Origin of the sequence: Mycoavidus sp. SF9855 (genome assembly GCF_024582735.1) — a bacterium.
GTDB lineage: Bacteria > Pseudomonadota > Gammaproteobacteria > Burkholderiales > Burkholderiaceae > Mycoavidus.
In genome coordinates this window covers 1616003-1634971 of the sequence record NZ_CP102085.1, presented here as the reverse complement: position 1 = coordinate 1634971, position 18969 = coordinate 1616003, and the positions used below count along the sequence as shown (strand labels likewise).

15 protein-coding genes and 1 tRNA gene are annotated in these 18969 nt (G+C 51.7%); 13 read left to right on the top strand and 3 right to left on the bottom strand.

What is annotated here, in order from left to right:
• Window positions 1-2 precede the first annotated feature (2 nt).
• The 3 genes from NQD60_RS06435 to NQD60_RS06425 are packed head-to-tail and all read right to left on the bottom strand — an operon-like array spanning window position 3 to window position 7449.
• On the bottom strand, window positions 3-3119 hold the full coding sequence (locus NQD60_RS06435; RefSeq protein WP_257100128.1) for a multidrug efflux RND transporter permease subunit: 3117 nt from the start codon (window positions 3117-3119) through the stop codon (window positions 3-5).
• Window positions 3116-6226, bottom strand: coding sequence for an MdtB/MuxB family multidrug efflux RND transporter permease subunit (locus tag NQD60_RS06430; protein WP_257100127.1), 3111 nt, complete (start codon window positions 6224-6226; stop codon window positions 3116-3118). Before NQD60_RS06430 ends, NQD60_RS06435 begins: the two co-directional genes overlap by 4 nt.
• Window positions 6223-7449 (bottom strand): efflux RND transporter periplasmic adaptor subunit, encoded by a 1227-nt coding sequence (locus NQD60_RS06425; protein ID WP_257100126.1) that lies wholly within the window; start codon window positions 7447-7449, stop codon window positions 6223-6225. Before NQD60_RS06425 ends, NQD60_RS06430 begins: the two co-directional genes overlap by 4 nt.
• Before the next feature lie 302 nt (window positions 7450-7751).
• Here NQD60_RS06425 and bamC point away from each other — a divergent pair, with 302 nt between their 5' ends.
• From bamC to nuoK, 13 genes are all read left to right on the top strand, one after another.
• Entirely contained in the window at window positions 7752-8876 is a 1125-nt protein-coding gene (bamC, locus tag NQD60_RS06420; protein ID WP_257100125.1) for an outer membrane protein assembly factor BamC, read from the top strand.
• A gap of 83 nt (window positions 8877-8959) precedes the next feature.
• Window positions 8960-9044 (top strand) — tRNA-Leu (locus NQD60_RS06415).
• A gap of 127 nt (window positions 9045-9171) precedes the next feature.
• The gene (locus NQD60_RS06410) at window positions 9172-9531 is read left to right on the top strand and encodes an NADH-quinone oxidoreductase subunit A (protein ID WP_257100124.1); all 360 of its coding nucleotides are present in this window, start codon (window positions 9172-9174) and stop codon (window positions 9529-9531) included.
• 64 nt (window positions 9532-9595) lie between these two features.
• A complete protein-coding gene (locus tag NQD60_RS06405) occupies window positions 9596-10072 on the top strand; it encodes an NADH-quinone oxidoreductase subunit B family protein (protein WP_223691667.1) in 477 nt (158 codons plus the stop codon).
• A 61-nt stretch (window positions 10073-10133) separates the two neighbouring features.
• Window positions 10134-10775 carry an NADH-quinone oxidoreductase subunit C gene (locus NQD60_RS06400; RefSeq protein ID WP_257100123.1) on the top strand — a complete coding sequence of 214 codons (642 nt, stop codon included), beginning with the start codon at window positions 10134-10136 and terminating at the stop codon, window positions 10773-10775.
• 46 nt (window positions 10776-10821) lie between these two features.
• Complete coding sequence (locus NQD60_RS06395; protein ID WP_223691663.1) at window positions 10822-12075, top strand: NADH-quinone oxidoreductase subunit D; 1254 nt, start codon at window positions 10822-10824, stop codon at window positions 12073-12075.
• Between the two features lie 81 nt (window positions 12076-12156).
• Window positions 12157-12633 carry an NADH-quinone oxidoreductase subunit NuoE gene (gene nuoE / locus NQD60_RS06390; RefSeq protein WP_257100122.1) on the top strand — a complete coding sequence of 159 codons (477 nt, stop codon included), beginning with the start codon at window positions 12157-12159 and terminating at the stop codon, window positions 12631-12633.
• Window positions 12630-13934: an NADH-quinone oxidoreductase subunit NuoF gene (nuoF, locus tag NQD60_RS06385; RefSeq protein WP_257100121.1), complete on the top strand. Its 1305-nt coding sequence runs from the start codon at window positions 12630-12632 to the stop codon at window positions 13932-13934. Before nuoE ends, nuoF begins: the two co-directional genes overlap by 4 nt.
• A 12-nt stretch (window positions 13935-13946) precedes the next feature.
• Window positions 13947-16307, top strand: coding sequence for an NADH-quinone oxidoreductase subunit NuoG (nuoG, locus tag NQD60_RS06380; RefSeq protein ID WP_257100120.1), 2361 nt, complete (start codon window positions 13947-13949; stop codon window positions 16305-16307).
• Window positions 16308-16323: 16 nt separating this feature from the next.
• A complete protein-coding gene (nuoH, locus tag NQD60_RS06375; protein WP_257100119.1) occupies window positions 16324-17382 on the top strand; it encodes an NADH-quinone oxidoreductase subunit NuoH in 1059 nt (352 codons plus the stop codon).
• A gap of 81 nt (window positions 17383-17463) precedes the next feature.
• Complete coding sequence (gene nuoI, locus NQD60_RS06370) at window positions 17464-17952, top strand: NADH-quinone oxidoreductase subunit NuoI (protein WP_223694749.1); 489 nt, start codon at window positions 17464-17466, stop codon at window positions 17950-17952.
• 12 nt (window positions 17953-17964) lie between these two features.
• On the top strand, window positions 17965-18633 hold the full coding sequence (locus NQD60_RS06365) for an NADH-quinone oxidoreductase subunit J (RefSeq protein ID WP_257100118.1): 669 nt from the start codon (window positions 17965-17967) through the stop codon (window positions 18631-18633).
• 17 nt (window positions 18634-18650) lie between these two features.
• On the top strand, window positions 18651-18959 hold the full coding sequence (gene nuoK / locus NQD60_RS06360; RefSeq protein ID WP_223691657.1) for an NADH-quinone oxidoreductase subunit NuoK: 309 nt from the start codon (window positions 18651-18653) through the stop codon (window positions 18957-18959).
• Window positions 18960-18969 lie beyond the last annotated feature (10 nt).

The window sequence follows — 18969 nt, the reverse complement described above, 5'->3', positions numbered from 1 at the left end:
CTTCAAATATGCCTGTTATCACTATAGTGGCCAGCGTTGGGTGCTGACGCGCGTCGCTGTGCCAAGCGTTCGCGTAGCCGCTCCAGATACAAATAGACCACCGGTGTCGTATACAGCGTTAGGATTTGACTAACCAGTAGGCCACCAATAATCGTAATGCCAAGCGGGCGCCGCAGTTCAGCACCTTCACCCTGGCCGAATGCCAGTGGCAGTGCGCCTAGCATGGCTGCGCAGGTGGTCATCATAATGGGTCGAAAGCGCAATAGGCACGCGTTAAAAATGGCATCGCGCGCAGTGCTGCCAAGACGTGTTGCAGCGATGGCGAAATCGATCATGATGATGGCATTCTTTTTCACAATCCCGATCAACAACGTGACGCCAATCAGTGCAATCAAGCTAAATTCAGTGTTGCATAAGAGCAGTGCAAGCAGTGCGCCGACACCTGCCGAGGGGAGCGTTGACAGGATCGTCAGAGGGTGAATGGTGCTTTCATACAAAATGCCAAGCACAATATAAACCGCAACAAATGCTGCGAGAATCAACAGTGGCTGGTTCGCTAATGACTTTTGGAAAACCTTGGCGGTGCCTTCAAAGCTGCCGTGGATGGTGGCGGGCACACCGATTTCGTTCATCGTACCGTGAATGATTGCGGTGGCATCGGATAGCGATTTATCGGGCGGTAAATTGAATGAGAGGGTGGTCGCGGCAAAAAGTCCCTGATGGAACACAGCAAGTGGCGTATAACCCGGTTGATACTGGGCAAACGCGGATAATGGCACCATCGTTTGCGTGCGAGCCGTACGCAAATAAATATCATTGAGTGACGCGGGATTTTGCGTGTATTGCGGGGCTAGTCCCATGATGACGTGATACTGGTTTAACGAGTTATAAATGGTCGAAACTTGCCGTTGGCCGAACGCATCGTACAGTGTGCTGCTGATTTGTGCTGGTGTTATGCCAAAACGCGCGGCGCTAGCGCGATCGATCACGATCATATTTTCTAGCCCTTTTTGTTGCGCGTCGCTATTCACATCGGTCAGTTCGTTCTTGTGCTGCAGTGCTTCGGTGAGTTTTTGCCCCCAGCGATAGAGTTCAGCCGAGGATTCACCGAGCAAAGTAAATTGATATTGCGCATTGCTTTGCCGCCCGCCCACCCGAATATCTTGTGAGGCATATAAGAAAGCCCGGCTGCCCGCCACTGCGTTGAGTTTTGGGCGCAGCCGTTCGATCACTTGCGCCGCGGTCAGCTGGCGCTCAGTGCGTGGTTTTAATGAGATGATCATGAAACCGGCATTGGCGCGTCGTCCACCGATAAAACCCGCGATAGTGTCGATGGCAGGATCGGCGTTGATGATTGCCATCGATTGCGCCAGCTTTGTTTGCATCAGCTGGAATGAGGTATTCTGGTCGGCGCGGATGCTGCCGACTAAAATTCCAGTATCTTGTTGCGGAAAGAAACCTTTAGGAATGGCAATATACAGATAGATATTGCATGTGATGGTGGCAAGTAAGATGAGCCCAATCAGTTTAGGCCGCTGTAGCGACCAATTGAGAGAAACCTGATAACCTCGCTGCAACGCCTCGAAAAAGCGTTTGCTAGTACGCGCTAGGCCTGTTGGCATGGGTTCGGCGGAGGTTTTTCGGGCGCGTAAAAGGCGCGCGCACATCATCGGGGTGAGCGTCAGCGACACCAGCAGCGACATACCAATCGCCAGTGAGAGCGTGAGTGCGAATTCGCGGAAGATGCGACCGACGATGCCGCCCATCAATAAAATAGGTAGAAAAACGGCGACCAGCGAAATTGACATAGACAGTACCGTAAAGCTGACTTCGCGCGCGCCGGCCAGGGCTGCGCGCAACGGTGATTTGCCGGCTTCAATATGGCGTGAAATATTCTCCAATACAACGATCGCGTCATCGACCACAAAGCCAGTGGCAACCGTGAGCGCCATCAATGACAGGTTATCGATGCTATAGCCAAGCAGGTACATGGCACTAAAAGTGCCGATGATTGAAATCGGTACCGCAATGCACGGAATCAGGGTTGCCCGAGCATTGCGTAAAAAGGCGAAGACCACAAAAATCACTAGGCCAACCGCAATCGCCAGCGTATAGCCAGCATCTTTTAAGGAAGCACGGATGGTTTTAGTCCGATCGGCGATGGTCGTAATATTCACCGCTACAGGTAGAGCGGCTTCTAGTTGCGGCAAGAGCGCCTTGACGCGGTCAACGGTGTCAATGACGTTAGCGCCCGGCTGCCGGTAAAGGATCACCAGTACGGCAGGTTGGTTATTCAACAAGCCAAGCGTGCGTACGTTTTCAACGGAATCGCTGACCTTGCCGACATCGGTTAACCGTACGGCTGCGCCGTTACGGTAAGCGATAATCAGATCACGGTACTGGCTGGCCTGGGTTGCTTGGTCGTTGGTGTAGAGTTGATAGCGCTGAGCGCCATGCTCTAGAGCGCCTTTGGGCATATTTTGATTGGCCGCTGCGAGCGCGCTGCGTACTGTCTCAAGACTCATCCCGTATTGAGACAGCGCATGTGGGTTAAGTTCAATCCGCACGGCTGGATTGGCGGAGCCGCTGACCGCGACTTCACCAATGCCGGGTACTTGAGACAGCGCTTGTTGCAGTACCGTCGCCGCTGAATCGTAGAGCTGGCCGCGCGTTAGCGTGGGTGAGGTGAGCGCGAGGATTAAGACCGGGGTGTCAGCCGGATTGACTTTGTTATAGCTGGGGTTTTGTTTCAGATGACTGGGCAGATCGGCGCGCGCGGCATTAATGGCCGCTTGTACATCGCGCGCGGCGCTATCGATATTTCGATTTAGTTCAAACTGCAAAATAATTTGAGCTGAGCCGCTTGAGCTCGCCGAGCTCATTTCGGTGACGCCATCGATTTGCCCCAAGCGGCGCTCGAGTGGGCTGGTGACACTGGTGGCGACGACTTCGGGGCTGGCCCCTGGCAAACTTGCTGCTACCGAAATCGTTGGGAAATCAACTTGCGGCAGGGGTGACACCGGCAGTTTGAAAAAAGCAAAAATGCCGGCGAGCATGATGCCGGCTGACAACAGCGTCGTTGCAATTGGGCGTGCAATAAATAGACGCGATAAATTCATAGTGTGCTTGGGGCTTGGCGTTTAAAGCGCTGTGCTAAGCGGTCGAAAGCAAGATAAATAACCGGTGTGGTAAAGAGCGTTAGGACTTGGCTAACGATCAGCCCGCCGACAATTGCAATGCCAAGTGGCCGGCGCAGTTCGGCGCCGACTCCTGAGCTGAGCATCAATGGGATCGCACCAAAGAGCGCGGCGAGTGTGGTCATTAGAATCGGCCGAAAGCGCAATAAGCAAGCTTGGTAAATCGCTGCGTGCGGCGACTGCTTTTGAGTGCGTTGCGCTTCGAGGGCGAAATCGATCATCATGATGGCGTTCTTTTTAACGATACCAATCAGTAGCACGATGCCGATGACTGCAATCACATCCAGGTCGTGGCCACTGATTACCAGTGCCAGGAGCGCACCGGCGCCGGCTGAAGGCAGGGTTGACAAGATGGTGACGGGATGAATAAAACTTTCATATAAGACCCCAAGCACGATATACATTGTGATAATCGCCGCTAGAATTAAAAACAATTGGTTAGTGAGCGAGGCTTTGAAGGCGAGCGCGGCACCTTGAAAGTGTAGGTTAAATGAGTTGGGTAGCTGAGTTTCAGCGCAGGCTTTTTCAATTTCTTGGACGGCAGCGCTCAGTGATGCATTGGGCGCTAAATTAAACGAAACCGTGGCGGCTGGAAATTGGCCGAGGTGGTTGACGATCAGGGGTGCGCGCTGCTCGCTGAGGCTAGCAATCGCTGTAAGTGGCACTTGGCCGCTGGCAGCAGTTGTCGATGGCAAATAGATTGAACTGAGCGTAGCCAGCGCGCTCATGCCTTGTTGTGCTACCGGATCGGCCTCCAGGATGACGCGGTATTGGTTTGATTGGGTGAAAATAGTTGAAATAATGCGCTGGCCGAAGGCCGTATAGAGTGCGTTGTCGACCGTGGCTGGCGTGATGCCAAAACGGGCCGCGTTATCGCGGTCAATTTTCACATAAATGGATAAACCATTGTTTTGCAAGTCAGTGGCTACATCGGCGAGGACTTTAGACTGTTGCAAGCGCGTGATGAGTTTAGGTAACCAGACATCGAACTCATCTGCTTGGGCGTTTTGTAGAATGAACTGATATTGGGTTGGGCTGACCGTTGCATCAATGGCTAAATCTTGCACGGGCTGCATATACAGTGATACGCCAGCAATCGATGCCACGCGTTGTTGCAGTCGTCGGATGATTTCACTGGCTTGAGCTGTGCGTTGGCCATGCGGACGCAGATTGATTAAGAAGCGTCCGTTATTTAAGGCGATATTTGACCCATCGACCCCGATGAACGACGACAGGCTCATCACATCTGGGTCTTGCATAATCTCGGCGGCTAGGGCCTGCTGACGTTGTGCCATCGCCGCATACGAAGTAGTTTGCGATGCTTGCGCAATGCCTTGAATGATGCCCGTGTCTTGGACTGGAAAAAATCCCTTTGGAATGAATAAATATAAGAGTACGGTAAGTAGCAAAGTCCCTAGCGCGAGCAATAACGTCAGCGACTGATGAGCGAGCACCCACATCAATGCACGTCCATAGTGCATGATCGTGGCCTCGAAAAAAGCCCGTGTTTTAACTTCGAATGTGTGTAGGTATCGGTTGGTTTGGCTAGACCCCGAGCGCAGCAGATAGGCGCACATCATCGGCACTAAGGTGAGCGATACCAGTGCCGAAATCAAAATAGCAATGGCCAAAGTAAGCGCAAATTCGTGAAACAGCCGGCCGACCACATCCCCCATAAAAAGCAGTGGAATCAGCACGGCGAGCAGTGAGACGGTGAGAGAAATAATCGTAAACGCAATCTGTTTTGAACCTTTTAGCGCGGCCTGCAATGGACTCTCACCCTTTTCAATGAAACGCGTGATATTTTCGATCATAACAATCGCGTCATCCACCACAAAGCCAGTGGCAATGGTTAACGCCATCAAAGACAAGTTATTGAGCGAGAAGCCCCATAAATACATCACCGCAAGCGTACCAATCAGTGATAAAGGGACGGATAAACTCGGAATCAAAGTGGCATAGAAGTTTGATAAAAACACAAACATGACGAGTACCACGAGCGCAATCGACAGCAGGAGTTCAAACTGTACATCGTGCACGGAGGCGCGAATGGTGGTGGTGCGGTCGGTCAGGACGGTGACTTGCAAGGCGGCCGGCAGCGCTTGTTTTAATTGCGGTAGCAAGGCCTTGATGCTATCCGTGGTTTGAATCACATTGGCGCCCGGTTGGCGTTGCACATTCAAAATGACTGCCGGGGTTGTGTTCATCCAGGCGCCGAGCTTATCGTTTTCAGCACCTTCAATCACGGTGGCAACGTCGGCTAATTTAATCGGCCGGCCATTTTTATAGGCGATGATTGCGTTGGCGTATTCGTCAGCGCTTTGCAGTTGATCATTCGCGTTGATCGTGTAAGCGCGCGATGGTCCATCAAAGCTACCTTTAGGCGTATTCACATTCAGTGTGCCTAGGGATATGCGTAAACTATCCAGCGTTAAGCCATAGGCGGCCAAGGCGCGTGGATTGGCGCGAATTCGCACGGCGGGCCGCTGTCCGCCGCTCAAGCTCACCAGCCCAACCCCTGAGACCTGCGATATTTTTTGCGCCAACTGCGTGTTGGCGAGGTTTTGCACGTGGGTTAAGGGGAGCGTGGCTGAGGTCAGCGCAAGCGTTAGGATAGGCGCGTCGGCCGGGTTGATTTTGGCATAAATGGGGGGAGCGGGAAGATCAGCGGGCAATAAATTGTTCGCGGCATTGATGGCCGCTTGTACCTCTTGCTCAGCGGTATCCAGTGACAAATCAAGATTGAATTGCAACGTAATCACGGAAGCACCCGCTGAGCTAGCCGATGACATCTGTTTTAAGCCTGGCATCTGACCCAATTGGCGCTCAAGCGGTGCGGTGATGGCTGAAGTCATCACCTCCGGGCTTGCGCCCGGATAGAAGGTTTGTACTTGAATCGTCGGATAATCAAGTGCCGGCAGGGCTGAAATGGGCAAGAAGCGTAACGCGACCAACCCAGCCAGCAGAATGGCCAGCATTAATAAGCTGGTGCCAACCGGACGTACAATAAAGGCGCGCGAGGGATTCATGCCGGTTGAGCGGGTGCAATGGCGATTTTTGTGCCTTCACGCAGGCGATCTGCGCCGTCAATTACGACCTGCTCTCCGGGCGTTAGTCCCGCCCTGATGCTGGTGTATTCACCACTAACCGGGCCAGTTTTAAGGGTCCGCACGGAGACGGTGCGATCTGCATTGACAATATAGACATAAGGGCCGATCGAGCCGTTTTGAATCGCTGAACTGGGTACGATAGCGATGCCACGTAGGGTATTGACCAGTAGATTAATGTTCACGAACTGGTTCGGATACAGCATATCTTGCTGATTAGCGAAGTGGGCCCGCAATTTTATGGTGCCGGTTGCCGTATCGATCTGATTATCAATGGTTTTCAGATGCCCCTTTTCAAGCACTATGCTGCGGTTGCGATCGTAAGCAGAAACCGGTAATTTTTGTGTCGAGTGCAAACGTTTGAGCACTGCGGGCAGGGCATCCTCAGGCAAACTAAAAATAACGCTAGTTGGCCGCATCCGTGTAATTACCACAATGCCGTTGGCATCGCTAGGTTGTACATAATTACCGGCGTCAACTTGCCGTAGACCAACGCGGCCACTAATTGGGGTGGTGATGCGGCAATGCGCCAAATTAAGTTTATATTGATCGACCTGAGCGCGATCGGCTTGCACGATGCCTTGATACTGCTCGACCAGTGAGGCTTGATCTGCCACTTGCTTTGCCGAAATTGAATCTTGTTTCAACAAAATTCGGTAACGTTTAAGATCCGCTTGAGCCTGTTTGAGTAAAGCGAGATCTTTAGCCAGTATGCCTTGTGCATTTTGCAAATTAATCTGATGGGGTCGTGGATCAATTTGGGCGAGTAAATCGCCTTTTTGCACAAATTGCCCTTCTCTGAACATCACTTTCATCAGCGTGCCTGAGACTTGCGTTTTTGCTGTTACGCTGGCGAGTGGGGTGACGGTGCCGAGTGCATTAAGTTCAATCGGCATCTCGCCGAGTGTGACCTGCGCGACACGTACAGTTTGCACCTGAGCGCTGTCTAGGCGCGAACTACTCTGCAGCTTAGTCGCTGAATTGGCATGGGTTGGGTGGAGCCAGCCGCGCCAGATCAGTATGGCAAGCGCTAGGGTGAAAAGCGTAAGCAGTAGCAGCCAGGTGCGCCGCGGCATGACGCGCATCCTGTTAAGCGTTTGTAAAAAGAAACGCTTAACAGGCGTTATCTGTTGGCCCTCAGTCATTTAACGTTCCTTTTGCTGGTTTTTTCACTATGCCGATGCCACTCAACTAACCATCCTTAATCCAGAGGCATCACAATCAGAGAGCGCACCACAATAGCAGCTTCTTGACTCATAAACTATTAGCGTACACTAGATAAGACAAAAAAGTGTATGGTAAGTGCTAGCGTTAACTCAAAAGCACATCGCCTTGAGGTGGCGGTGATGAGTTTATGCGATCAGTAATGACAAGCGCCATGCTAAAATCCAAAACAAATGTGGTCCTTATCACAAAACTCTTCCGATTTATTCTGCGGTTTTATCTAATGATCCAATCTACTATGATGCTGCGCGCAATGACGCGCTCGATATTTGTTCTGGCGATAGCGGGGTGTAGCTCGCCTAATCCCAATGCCATTGATTATCAAGGCGCAACAAAATCGAAATCTACACCGCTCGTGGTCCCGCCTGATATGGCGTATGCGACAACCCAGCAGCGTACCCCGGGGCCAGATGGCGCGGTATCACTGTCTTCGTATCTGCGTCCTGAGCCCGTTATGGTGCCGCTCGAGCGGGCGCTTGAGCCGATTGTCGGCATGCATATTGAGCGTCAAGGCAGTATGCGTTGGCTAATCGTCGAGCAGCAAACCCCGCAGCAACTGTGGCCGAAAATCCGTCAGTTTTGGCAAGAGCAAGGTTTTTCGCTCACGCTTGATACCCCTGAGCGGGGTGTGATGGAAACGGACTGGAAAGAAACATATACCAATATTGACCAAGGCGTTATCCGCAACACGCTCGCTAAAGCGTTCTCACATGCTTATGTGACGGGCGAAAAAAACCAATACCGCCTTCGCCTGGAGAGCCGCCCGCAGGGGGGCAGCACAATCTTATTAAGCCAGAAGGGCATGCGTGAGGTGTTGGTAGGCCGTCACAAAGAAATGAGCCAATGGCAAAGCGCTCCGCATGATCCAGTTCTTGAAGCTGAATATTTGCAGCGTTTGATGCTGGCATTGGGGCCGAATAAATCGAGTCAAGCACCGGCTGTGGCTGGGGCCGCTCTTTCGACGGCTGCGCTAGCCTCAGCCGCGCAGCAGAGTGCGCCGGCTCCCGTTAACTTGACCCAAATCGATTTTGCTGAGCCATTTGAGCGGGTGTGGTTATATATAGGCTATGCACTTGAACGCGGTAATTTCAGCGTTGCTCAGGGCAACCGTGCTCAGGGCATGTATACCGTGCGCTATGTTGAACCCATGTCTGCTGCGGCTGAGCCTAGTTTTTGGAGCCAGGTTTTTCGTGGCAGAAAAGAGAAAGTGGTAAAGCAGTACAAACTGCGTGTGCGGGCGATGACTCAGACCACAACTCGCGTGGCCGTGGTCAATGATGACGGCGAGATGGATGTTTCACCGTCAGCGCAGCGCATCTTATCGCTGCTTGCTGATCAATTGCATTAAACAATCGCTGCAATTGCATTGAACAATCGCTGCGAACACGTTAGAATCTCGGCTTTGCAGCAATTTGTGTAAACATAGTCTGTGCCGACGTGGTGAAATTGGTATACACGCTATCTTGAGGGGGTAGTGGCGCAAGCCGTATGAGTTCGAGTCTCATCGTCGGCACCATGTATTTTCAATGCCAGCTGCTTAGCGTGTGCTTCGGCTGGCATTGTTGTTTGAGTTTATGGATATAGGTATGTATAGCTGGGCATTGATGATGTCCGCTGGCAGCCTAAAACGATAGAGGATTGTCTTGAACCTCGCAGCTTGGTTTCCTGTCTTGCTCTTTATCCTCGTGGGCACGGGTTTGGGTATGATATTGCTCGGTATCGGCAAGATACTGGGCCCCAATCGCCCGGATAGCGAGAAAAATGCACCTTACGAATGCGGCTTTGAGGCATTTGAAGATGCGCGCATGAAATTTGATGTGCGCTATTATTTAGTCGCGATCTTGTTTATTATCTTTGATCTAGAAACTGCCTTTCTTTTTCCGTGGGGCGTGGCGCTTAGAGATATTGGCTGGCCGGGTTTTCTCGCGATGATGATTTTTCTGCTCGAGTTTGTGCTGGGTTTCGCCTACATCTGGCGCAGAGGCGGACTCGACTGGGAGTGATCAGGGTGAGGTATAGCAAATGCAGAGGGCAGATTAATGCTGATCTGGAGCGGAGCGCAAAGTTATGAGTATTGAAGGCGTCCTGCAAGAAGGGTTTATTACCACCACTGCGGACAAGCTGATTAATTGGACGCGCACGGGCTCGTTATGGCCGATGACGTTTGGTCTTGCTTGCTGCGCGGTTGAAATGATGCATGCGGGTGCATCTCGTTATGATCTCGATCGCTTCGGCGTTGTGTTTCGGCCCAGTCCGCGTCAAGCCGATGTGATGATTGTTGCGGGTACGCTGTGTAACAAAATGGCGAGCGCATTGCGCAAAGTCTATGACCAAATGGCAGAACCGCGCTGGGTAATTTCGATGGGCTCATGCGCTAATGGGGGTGGTTACTATCATTACTCATATTCTGTCGTACGGGGTTGTGACCGGATTGTGCCGGTTGATGTGTATGTGCCAGGCTGCCCACCGACGGCTGAGGCCCTAATTTACGGCATTATTCAGTTGCAGGCTAAGATCACTCGCACGAATACGATTGCGCGCTAATTTCTCTGCAATACAGTTAAGCAAAATTTTTGATACGGTATTTGAAGTGGGGTCTTCCTCAATGACAAGCAAGCTCGCAGCGCTCATGGCGAATCTCGAGGCAACCTTTGGTACTGATGTGCGCATTACGCATGCGTTTGGGCAGATTACAGCCGTGGTCAATGCCAATAAGTATCTCGAGGTGATGCGCACGCTACGCGATGAAGCTTCGTTGTGCTTTGAGCAACTGATTGACTTGTGCGGTGTTGATTATTCCGTGTATGACGAGGTTGCTAAGCGCGAACTCATCGTGGCTCAAGATGAGTCGATATGTCCTCGTTTTGCCGCCGTCTCGCATCTCTTATCGATTACCCATAATTGGCGCTTACGCGTCAAAGTATTTGCGCCCAATAACGAACTGCCGGTGTTGCCTTCGGTGATTGACATTTGGAGTTCAGCCGATTGGTATGAGCGCGAAGCATTTGATCTGTTCGGTTTAGTCTTTGACGGGCATCCGGATTTGCGCCGTCTTTTGACCGATTATGGTTTTATCGGTCATCCATTCCGCAAAGATTTCCCGGTTTCTGGTTACGTTGAGATGCGTTATGACCCTGAGCAAAAACGGGTGATTTATCAGCCGGTAACCATCGAGCCACGCGAAATTATCCCACGCGTCATCCGCGAAGAAGGCTACGGTGGCTTGAAGCCAAACCGTCCTAATTAACCCAGGCTACAACATATGAAGCGAAGATTAAGTTGGGATCGCTAAGATGGCAGAAATCAAAAACTACACGCTGAATTTTGGTCCGCAGCATCCGGCAGCCCATGGGGTACTACGGTTGGTGCTGGAGCTTGATGGTGAAGTGATTCAGCGCGCCGATCCTCATATCGGTTTGCTCCACCGGGCCACTGAAAAGCTTGTTGAAACCAGGACCTATCTGCAATCGGTGCCGTATATGGACCGTCTCGACTATGTGTCGATGATGGTCAACGAGCATGCCTATGTGATGGCGATTGAGCGAATGTTAGGCATTACCGTGCCGGTCCGCGCACAATATATCCGGGTGATGTTTGACGAGATTACGCGGATCTTAAATCATTTAATGTGGCTGGGTTCACACGCGCTTGATGTCGGTGCGATGGCGGTCTTTCTGTATGCGTTTCGCGAACGTGAAGATTTAATGGATGTCTATGAGGCGGTGTCAGGTGCTCGTATGCACGCGGCTTATTATCGCCCAGGCGGTGTTTACCGCGATTTGCCTGAGGCGATGCCGCAATATAAAGCCTCTAAAATTCGTCATGCCAAGGCATTGACCAAGCTGAATCAAGCACGTCAGGGTTCAGTCCTTGATTTTATTGATGATTTTAGCCAACGTTTTCCAAACTGCGTCGATGAATATGAAACCTTACTCACCGATAATCGGATCTGGAAGCAGCGTTTAGTCGATATTGGTATTGTCAGTCCTGAGCGCGCCTTGCAGCTTGGCCTGACCGGGCCGATGTTGCGCGGTTCCGGGGTTGAGTGGGATCTGCGCAAAAAGCAGCCTTATGAGGTTTATGCTCAGCTTGATTTTGATATTCCAGTTGGTACCAACGGTGATTGTTATGATCGTTATTTGGTGCGCATTGAAGAAATGCGGCAGTCAACTCGTATTATTCGTCAATGCATAGACTGGTTGCGGCAACATCCGGGTCCGGTGATGATCGATGACCATAAGGTTGCGCCGCCTAATCGGCTTGAGATGAAAAGCAATATGGAAGCGCTAATTCATCATTTCAAGCTGTTCACCGAAGGTTTTTGTGTGCCAGCTGGAGAAACCTATGCGGCGGTTGAGCATCCGAAGGGTGAATTTGGCATCTACTTAGTGTCAGATGGCGCTAACAAGCCTTACCGCTTGAAGATACGTGCACCTGGTTTTGCTCATTTGTCGGCCTTAAATGAAATGGCAAAAGGTCACATGATTGCTGATGCGGTAACGATTATCGGCACGCAAGACATTGTATTTGGTGAAATTGATCGTTAATCAGGAACTGCGCCTAGGCGTTATAGTTTATTTATGGCTGTCTTTTAAGCCGGTGATGGAATTAAAAGAGTGATCTTCAAAATGCTCTCTGCTGAAGCTTTGAAAGAAATTGATCGTGCGCTAGCTAAATATCCGGCTGCGCAGAAACAGTCTGCTGTGATGGCGGCGCTTGCAGTCGCGCAGGATGAGCATGGCTGGCTCTCGGCTGAAGTGATCCGTTTTGTTGCGGATTATCTCGCTATGCCTGCCATTGCTGTGCAGGAAGTCGCGACTTTTTATGCCATGTATCAAACGACGCCGGTGGGTACGCATAAAATCACCGTCTGCACCAATCTACCTTGTGCTTTATCGGGTGGAGAGGCGGCGGCCGATTATGTGAAACGTAAACTGGGTATTGGCTTTGGCGAAACCACGCCAGATGGCAAATTTACGCTGCGCGAAGGCGAATGCATGGGCGCCTGCGGCGATGCGCCGGTGTTGTTGGTGAACAATAAACGAATGTGTAGTTTTATGAGTCGTGACAAAATTGATCAGTTGCTCGAGGAGCTTGCGCGATGACGTGTGTGCACGAACGCCACCTGCAACCATTGATCTTGGCTGGACTGAACGGCGAGAACTGGCAACTCAAGGACTACCTCGCGCGTGGCGGTTACCAACAGCTTAAGCGTATTCTGGCTGAGAAAATCCCCCCTGAACACGTGATTGCCGAAGTTAAAGCTTCGGGTCTGCGCGGGCGCGGTGGTGCTGGTTTTCCAACCGGTCTTAAATGGAGCTTTATGCCCCGTCAGTTTCCAGGCCAGAAATATCTGGTGTGCAACTCTGACGAAGGCGAGCCTGGCACGTTTAAGGATCGCGATATCCTGCGCTACAATCCGCATGCGCTGATCGAAGGCATGGCGATTGCCGCTTATGCGATGGGGATTACCGTTGGCTATAACTATATTCATGGTGAAATCTGGCAAGCCTATGAGCGCTTTGAGTTGGCTCTTGAACAGGCGCGTGCGGCAGGGTACTTAGGCGCCAACATTGTTGGCTCAGACTTTTCATTTGAGCTGTATGCGCACCACGGTTATGGCGCGTATATCTGCGGTGAAGAAACCGCCTTGCTTGAATCGCTGGAAGGCAAAAAAGGTCAACCACGCTTTAAACCGCCTTTTCCGGCAAGTTTTGGCCTGTATGGCAAACCGACCACCATCAATAATACAGAAACGTTTGCCGCGGTCCCGTTTTTGTTTGCGCTTGGCGCGCAGAAATATTTAGAACTGGGCAAACCGAATAACGGTGGCACTAAAATCTTTTCGGTCTCAGGCGATGTGGCCAAGCCTGGCAATTATGAAGTACCGCTGGGCACGTCATTTGCCACCTTATTAGCCTGTGCTGGCGGGATGCGCGGCAATGGTCAGCTCAAGGCGGTGATTCCCGGTGGTTCATCGGCGCCGGTGGTGCCAGCTGAAATCATGCTGCAAACGGATATGGATTATGATTCCATCGCGCAAGCGGGCTCTATGCTGGGCTCTGGCGCGGTGATTGTGATGGATCAAACACGTTGTATGGTGCGCGCGCTATTGCGTTTGGCTTATTTTTATTATGAAGAATCGTGCGGCCAGTGCACGCCGTGCCGCGAAGGCACCGGCTGGCTCTACCGTGTGATTCATCGGATTGAGCATGGCAAGGGCGTCCCGGATGACCTTGAGTTGCTCAATTCGATCGCTGAAAACATCATGGGTCGTACCATCTGTGCCTTGGGCGATGCTGCTGCGATGCCTGTGCGCGGCATGCTCAAGCACTATTGGCATGAATTCGAGCATCATATTGAACACAAGCGCTGTCTGGTTGCTCAACCAGTCGAATCTTTTTGATACGGTCGCAAAATGGTTGAATTGGAAATAGACGGTAAAAAAGTTGCAGTACCTGAGGGTACGATGGTGATTCAGGCTGCGCAGCAGGTGAATACCTATATCCCGCACTTTTGCTATCACAAAAAACTGTCGGTCGCGGCCAACTGCCGGATGTGTCTGGTTGAAGTTGAAAAAATGCCGAAAGCGGTCCCCGCTTGTGCAACGCCGGTATCGGCTGGCATGATGGTCAAAACCCGCTCAGAAAAAGCCGTCAAAGCACAGCAAGCGGTGATGGAATTTTTACTCATCAACCATCCGCTCGATTGCCCGATTTGCGACCAAGGTGGCGAATGCCAATTGCAAGATCTGGCCGTCGGCTATGGTCAATCACATTCCCGTTATAGCGAAGAAAAGCGCGTTGTCTTTCATAAAAATATCGGCCCGTTGGTCTCGATGGAAGAAATGACGCGCTGCATTCATTGCACGCGTTGCGTGCGTTTTGGGCAAGAAGTGGCTGGTGTGATGGAGTTGGGAATGCTGGGCCGCGGCGAGCATGCTGAAATCACTGCTTTTGTTGGCCAAACCGTCAATTCGGAATTGTCGGGTAATATGATTGATCTCTGCCCGGTGGGTGCGCTGACCTCAAAGCCATTCCGTTACAGTGCGCGGACCTGGGAGCTATCTCGCCGTAAATCCATTAGCCCGCATGATAGCGTCGGCGCTAACCTGGTGGTGCAAGTGAAAGGCCACCGTGTGATGCGGGTTTTGCCATTTGAGAACGAAGCGATTAACGAATGCTGGCTCTCCGACAAAGATCGTTTTTCATATGAAGCGCTCAATAGCAGCGAGCGCTTGACCAAGCCGATGATCAAGCAAGATGGGCAATGGCATGAAGTCGATTGGCAAACTGCCTTAGCCTATGTCACGCAGGGTTTAAGCAAGATCAAGCAAAGCCATGGCGCAGCTTCAATTGGCGCACTCGCTAGTCCGCACAGTACAGTGGAAGAGCTTCATCTGTGGCAGCAGCTCGCCCGTGGGGTAGGCACTGAAAATATTGACTTCCGTTTGCGGCAAAGTGATTTTAGCGAGACTTTACCTACCGCGCCTTGGCTCGGCATGCCGATTGCTGCTTTATCAAACCTTGATAGCGCACTGGTGGTGGGGGCGTTACTGTGCAGTGATCATCCATTGTTTGCGGCACGCTTGCGGCAAGCGGCCAAAGCTGGCGCTCAGATTCATTTATTGCACGCGATAGATGATGATGCATTGATCCCAACGGCACAGCGTTTAGTTGCCGCCCCCTCTGCTTGGTTAGAGGAGCTGGCCGGGATTGCCGTAGCGCTTGCGCAGGCGAGCAATCTAGCGGTGCCTGAGGTATTTAACGGCGTGACGCCTTCAACCGCTGCTAGAAAAATAGCCACTCAGCTCGGTCTTCCTCAATTAGGCGCGCAACGCGCGATCTTGTTAGGCAATGCGGTTGTCCAGCATCCAGATTTCAGCTTGCTCTATGCCGCAGCTCAGTGGATTGCGCAGTACACCGGCGCGACCCTCGGCTTTTTAACCGAAGCGGCCAACACCGTCGGAGCGCACCTTGTTGGTGCTGTGCCGGGAGCCGGCGGCTTGTCTGTCGCGGAGATGTTTAAGCAACCACGCAAGGCTTATCTCCTGTTTAACGTAGAAGCGGAATATGACACAGCAGATCCGGCCCAGGCACGCGCGGCGCTAGCGCAGGCCGAGATGGTGGTGAGTCTAGCCACCTTTAAGCACGGTTTGGAGTATGCCGATGTGTTATTACCGGTGGCGGCGTTTACTGAAACCGCTGGAACTTTGGTCAATGCGCAGGGTACCGTGCAAAGTTTTAATGGCGTCGTGCAAGCACTAGGCGAAGCCCGCCCAGGTTGGAAAATTCTAACGGTGCTGGGCCAATTGCTAGAGTTGCCTGGTTTTGCGTATGAGACCGCTGAAGCCGTGCGTGCTACCGCTCTTGAGGGCATTGAGATTACCGCGCGGCTCTCGAATAGCAGTCAGAGCGCACCGTCGCTGAAGCTGAAGCAGAGCGATCAGCCAGCGCTGGAAACTGGCGTCACGGTGCTCGAGCGCTTGCCTGAGGTGTCGATCTATCATGCCGACCCGCTGGTGCGTCGTGCTGAATCTTTACAACTGACCCGTACCGCGCAAGCAGCGTCACGGGTATCGTTGCCAGCAAAACTATTCGACCAGCTTGGCTTGGCAGCAGGCGACGCGGTGCGGGTGCGTCAAGGTGACTATGTAGTGACCATGCCGGCGGTGCGTGATGCACGTTTGCCAGAGACGGTGGCGCGTGTACCAGCCGCAACGCACGCCTCGGCTCAACTCGGCAGCCTGTTTGGCGAGTTATGGATAGAAAGGGCGTAAAGCAAAGGCCTCCATTATGTTCGATACAATCAATACGCTTGGTATGCAAGCGCTTGGCGTTGCCTGGCCCACAGTATGGCTGCTGATACGCATTCTTGTGGTCTGCGTTGGGCTACTCTTGTCGGTCGCTTATTTGATCTTATGGGAACGTAAGCTGATCGGCTGGATGCATGTGCGGCTAGGACCCAATCGGGTAGGGCCATTAGGGCTGCTACAGCCGATTGCTGATGTGCTTAAGTTGCTGCTTAAAGAAGTTATCACGCCGGCTAAGGCCACGCACTGGCTTTATATCTTGGCACCGATTATGACCGTGGCGCCAGCGCTGGCCGTATGGGCCGTGATTCCATTTCAGGCGCAAGCTGTCTTGGCGAATGTGAATGCCGGCCTCTTATATGCGATGGCGATTTCATCGGTGGGGGTCTATGGTGTGATCCTTGCAGGTTGGGCGTCAAACTCCAAGTACGCTTTTTTGGGGGCTATGCGTGCCTCGGCGCAGATGATTTCTTATGAAATTTCGATGGGTCTGGCTCTGGTCGTGGTGTTGATGACCGCCGGCAGTTTGAATTTGTCTGAAATTGTTCATTCGCAACAGCGCGGGATCTTTGCTGGCTTAGGGATTAACCTGCTGTCATGGAATTGGCTGCCGCTCTTGCCCATCTTTGGGGTGTATTTTATTTCGGGTATTGCTGAAACCAACCGCCACCCATTTGATGTGGTTGAAGGCGAGTCGGAAATTGTGGCGGGTCATATGGTGGATTATTCGGGGATGGCGTTTGCGCTTTTCTTCCTGGCTGAATACATCAATATGATCGTGATTGCGGCGCTGACTGCGACGCTCTTTCTAGGCGGCTGGGATGCGCCGTTAGCCGTGCTCTCATTTATCCCCGGCGTGATTTGGTTGGCGCTCAAAGTTTTTCTATTGCTGTCTATTTTTATCTGGGCGCGTGCGACTTTCCCACGTTACCGCTATGACCAAATTATGCGTTTGGGCTGGAAAATTTTTATTCCAGTGACGCTTGTTTGGCTTGCTGTGGTGGGGTTTTGGATCATGTCACCATGGAATATTTGGCAATAACGGTCTGGTAACAGAGCCTTATCGGGCAACGCTGTGTTGCTCAGGCTGCTTTGCCAAGCCGATTTAACGGATCGAATTATGTTGACTGCGATTAAAAATTTCTTTAAGAGTTTTTTCTTAATTGAACTCTTCCGAGGCATGGCGCTGACTGGGCGCTATGCATTTGCACGCAAGATTACGGTGCAATTCCCAGAAGAAAAAACTCCGCTCTCGCCACGCTTTCGAGGCTTGCATGCACTCCGCCGCTACCCTAATGGGGAGGAGCGGTGCATTGCCTGTAAGCTGTGCGAAGCGGTATGTCCGGCGCTGGCGATTACGATTGAATCGGAATTACGTGAAGACAATACGCGCCGCACCACACGTTATGATATTGACTTAACCAAATGCATTTACTGCGGGTTATGCGAAGAAAGCTGTCCAGTCGATTCGATTGTTGAAACTCAAATCCTCGAATATCACGGCGAAAAGCGAGGTGACTTGTATTTCACCAAAGACATGTTATTGGCGGTGGGGGACCGGTATGAAGCGCAAATTGCTGAAACCAAAGCCGCTGACGCGCCCTATCGTTGAGTGAGAGGCTAAATGGAATTCACAACTTTACTATTTTATATTTTTGCGTCGATTCTAGTCGTCTCGGCGCTGCGGGTGATCACAGCGCCTGATCAGGTACAGTCGGCGCTTTTTTTGGTGCTGGCTTTTTTTAACGCGGCCGCGCTCTGGCTGCTATTGCACGCCGAATTTCTGGCCATTCTACTGGTCCTGGTTTATGTTGGCGCGGTGATGGTGCTTTTTCTCTTCGTCGTGATGATGCTCGACCTGGATTTGCGGCGACTGCGGGGCGACTTTAAACGCTTTGTGCCAACCGCAATGATTATCGGTGGTGTATTGATTACGGAGATGGCCTTAATTTTATGGCGCGGGTATGGTGGGACGACTGCGCCAGCGAGTCACTTGCCAGCAACTCAGGCTGATGCCGTTTCAAACACGCATGCGCTGGGCAAATTGATCTATACCGAATATATCTTCGCCTTTGAAATCGCAGGCCTGTTGTTGCTGGTGGCAATGATTGCAGCGGTTGCGTTAACGCTACGCCATGGCAAAGACCGTAAGCGCACTGACTCGACAAAGCAAATTCGCGTGCGCCGCGAAGACCGGCTGCGGATTGTAAAAATGCCTTCAGAAGAAAATTCTGCGGGTGCTGCAAGCCAATCTGCGTCTGCTGACTCCGCGGATGGCAAAAGCCCGAGCTAACGCCAAAAGGAATAAAGATGACTCTGACCCTTGCCCACTATTTGGTTCTTGCTGCAATTTTATTTGCGATTAGCATCGTTGGCATTTTTTTAAATCGACGCAATCTGATTGTGATCTTGATGGCAATTGAATTAATGTTACTTGCCGTCAATACTAATTTTGTTGCTTTTTCACGCTACCTTGGCGATGCGCATGGCCAGGTTTTTGTCTTTTTTGTCCTGACTGTGGCAGCCGCTGAAGCTGCCATTGGGCTGGCGATTTTAGTCACCCTGTTTCGTACGTTTGACACGATTAATGTCGAAGATCTCGATCAGCTTAAAGGTTAATTAGGTTACT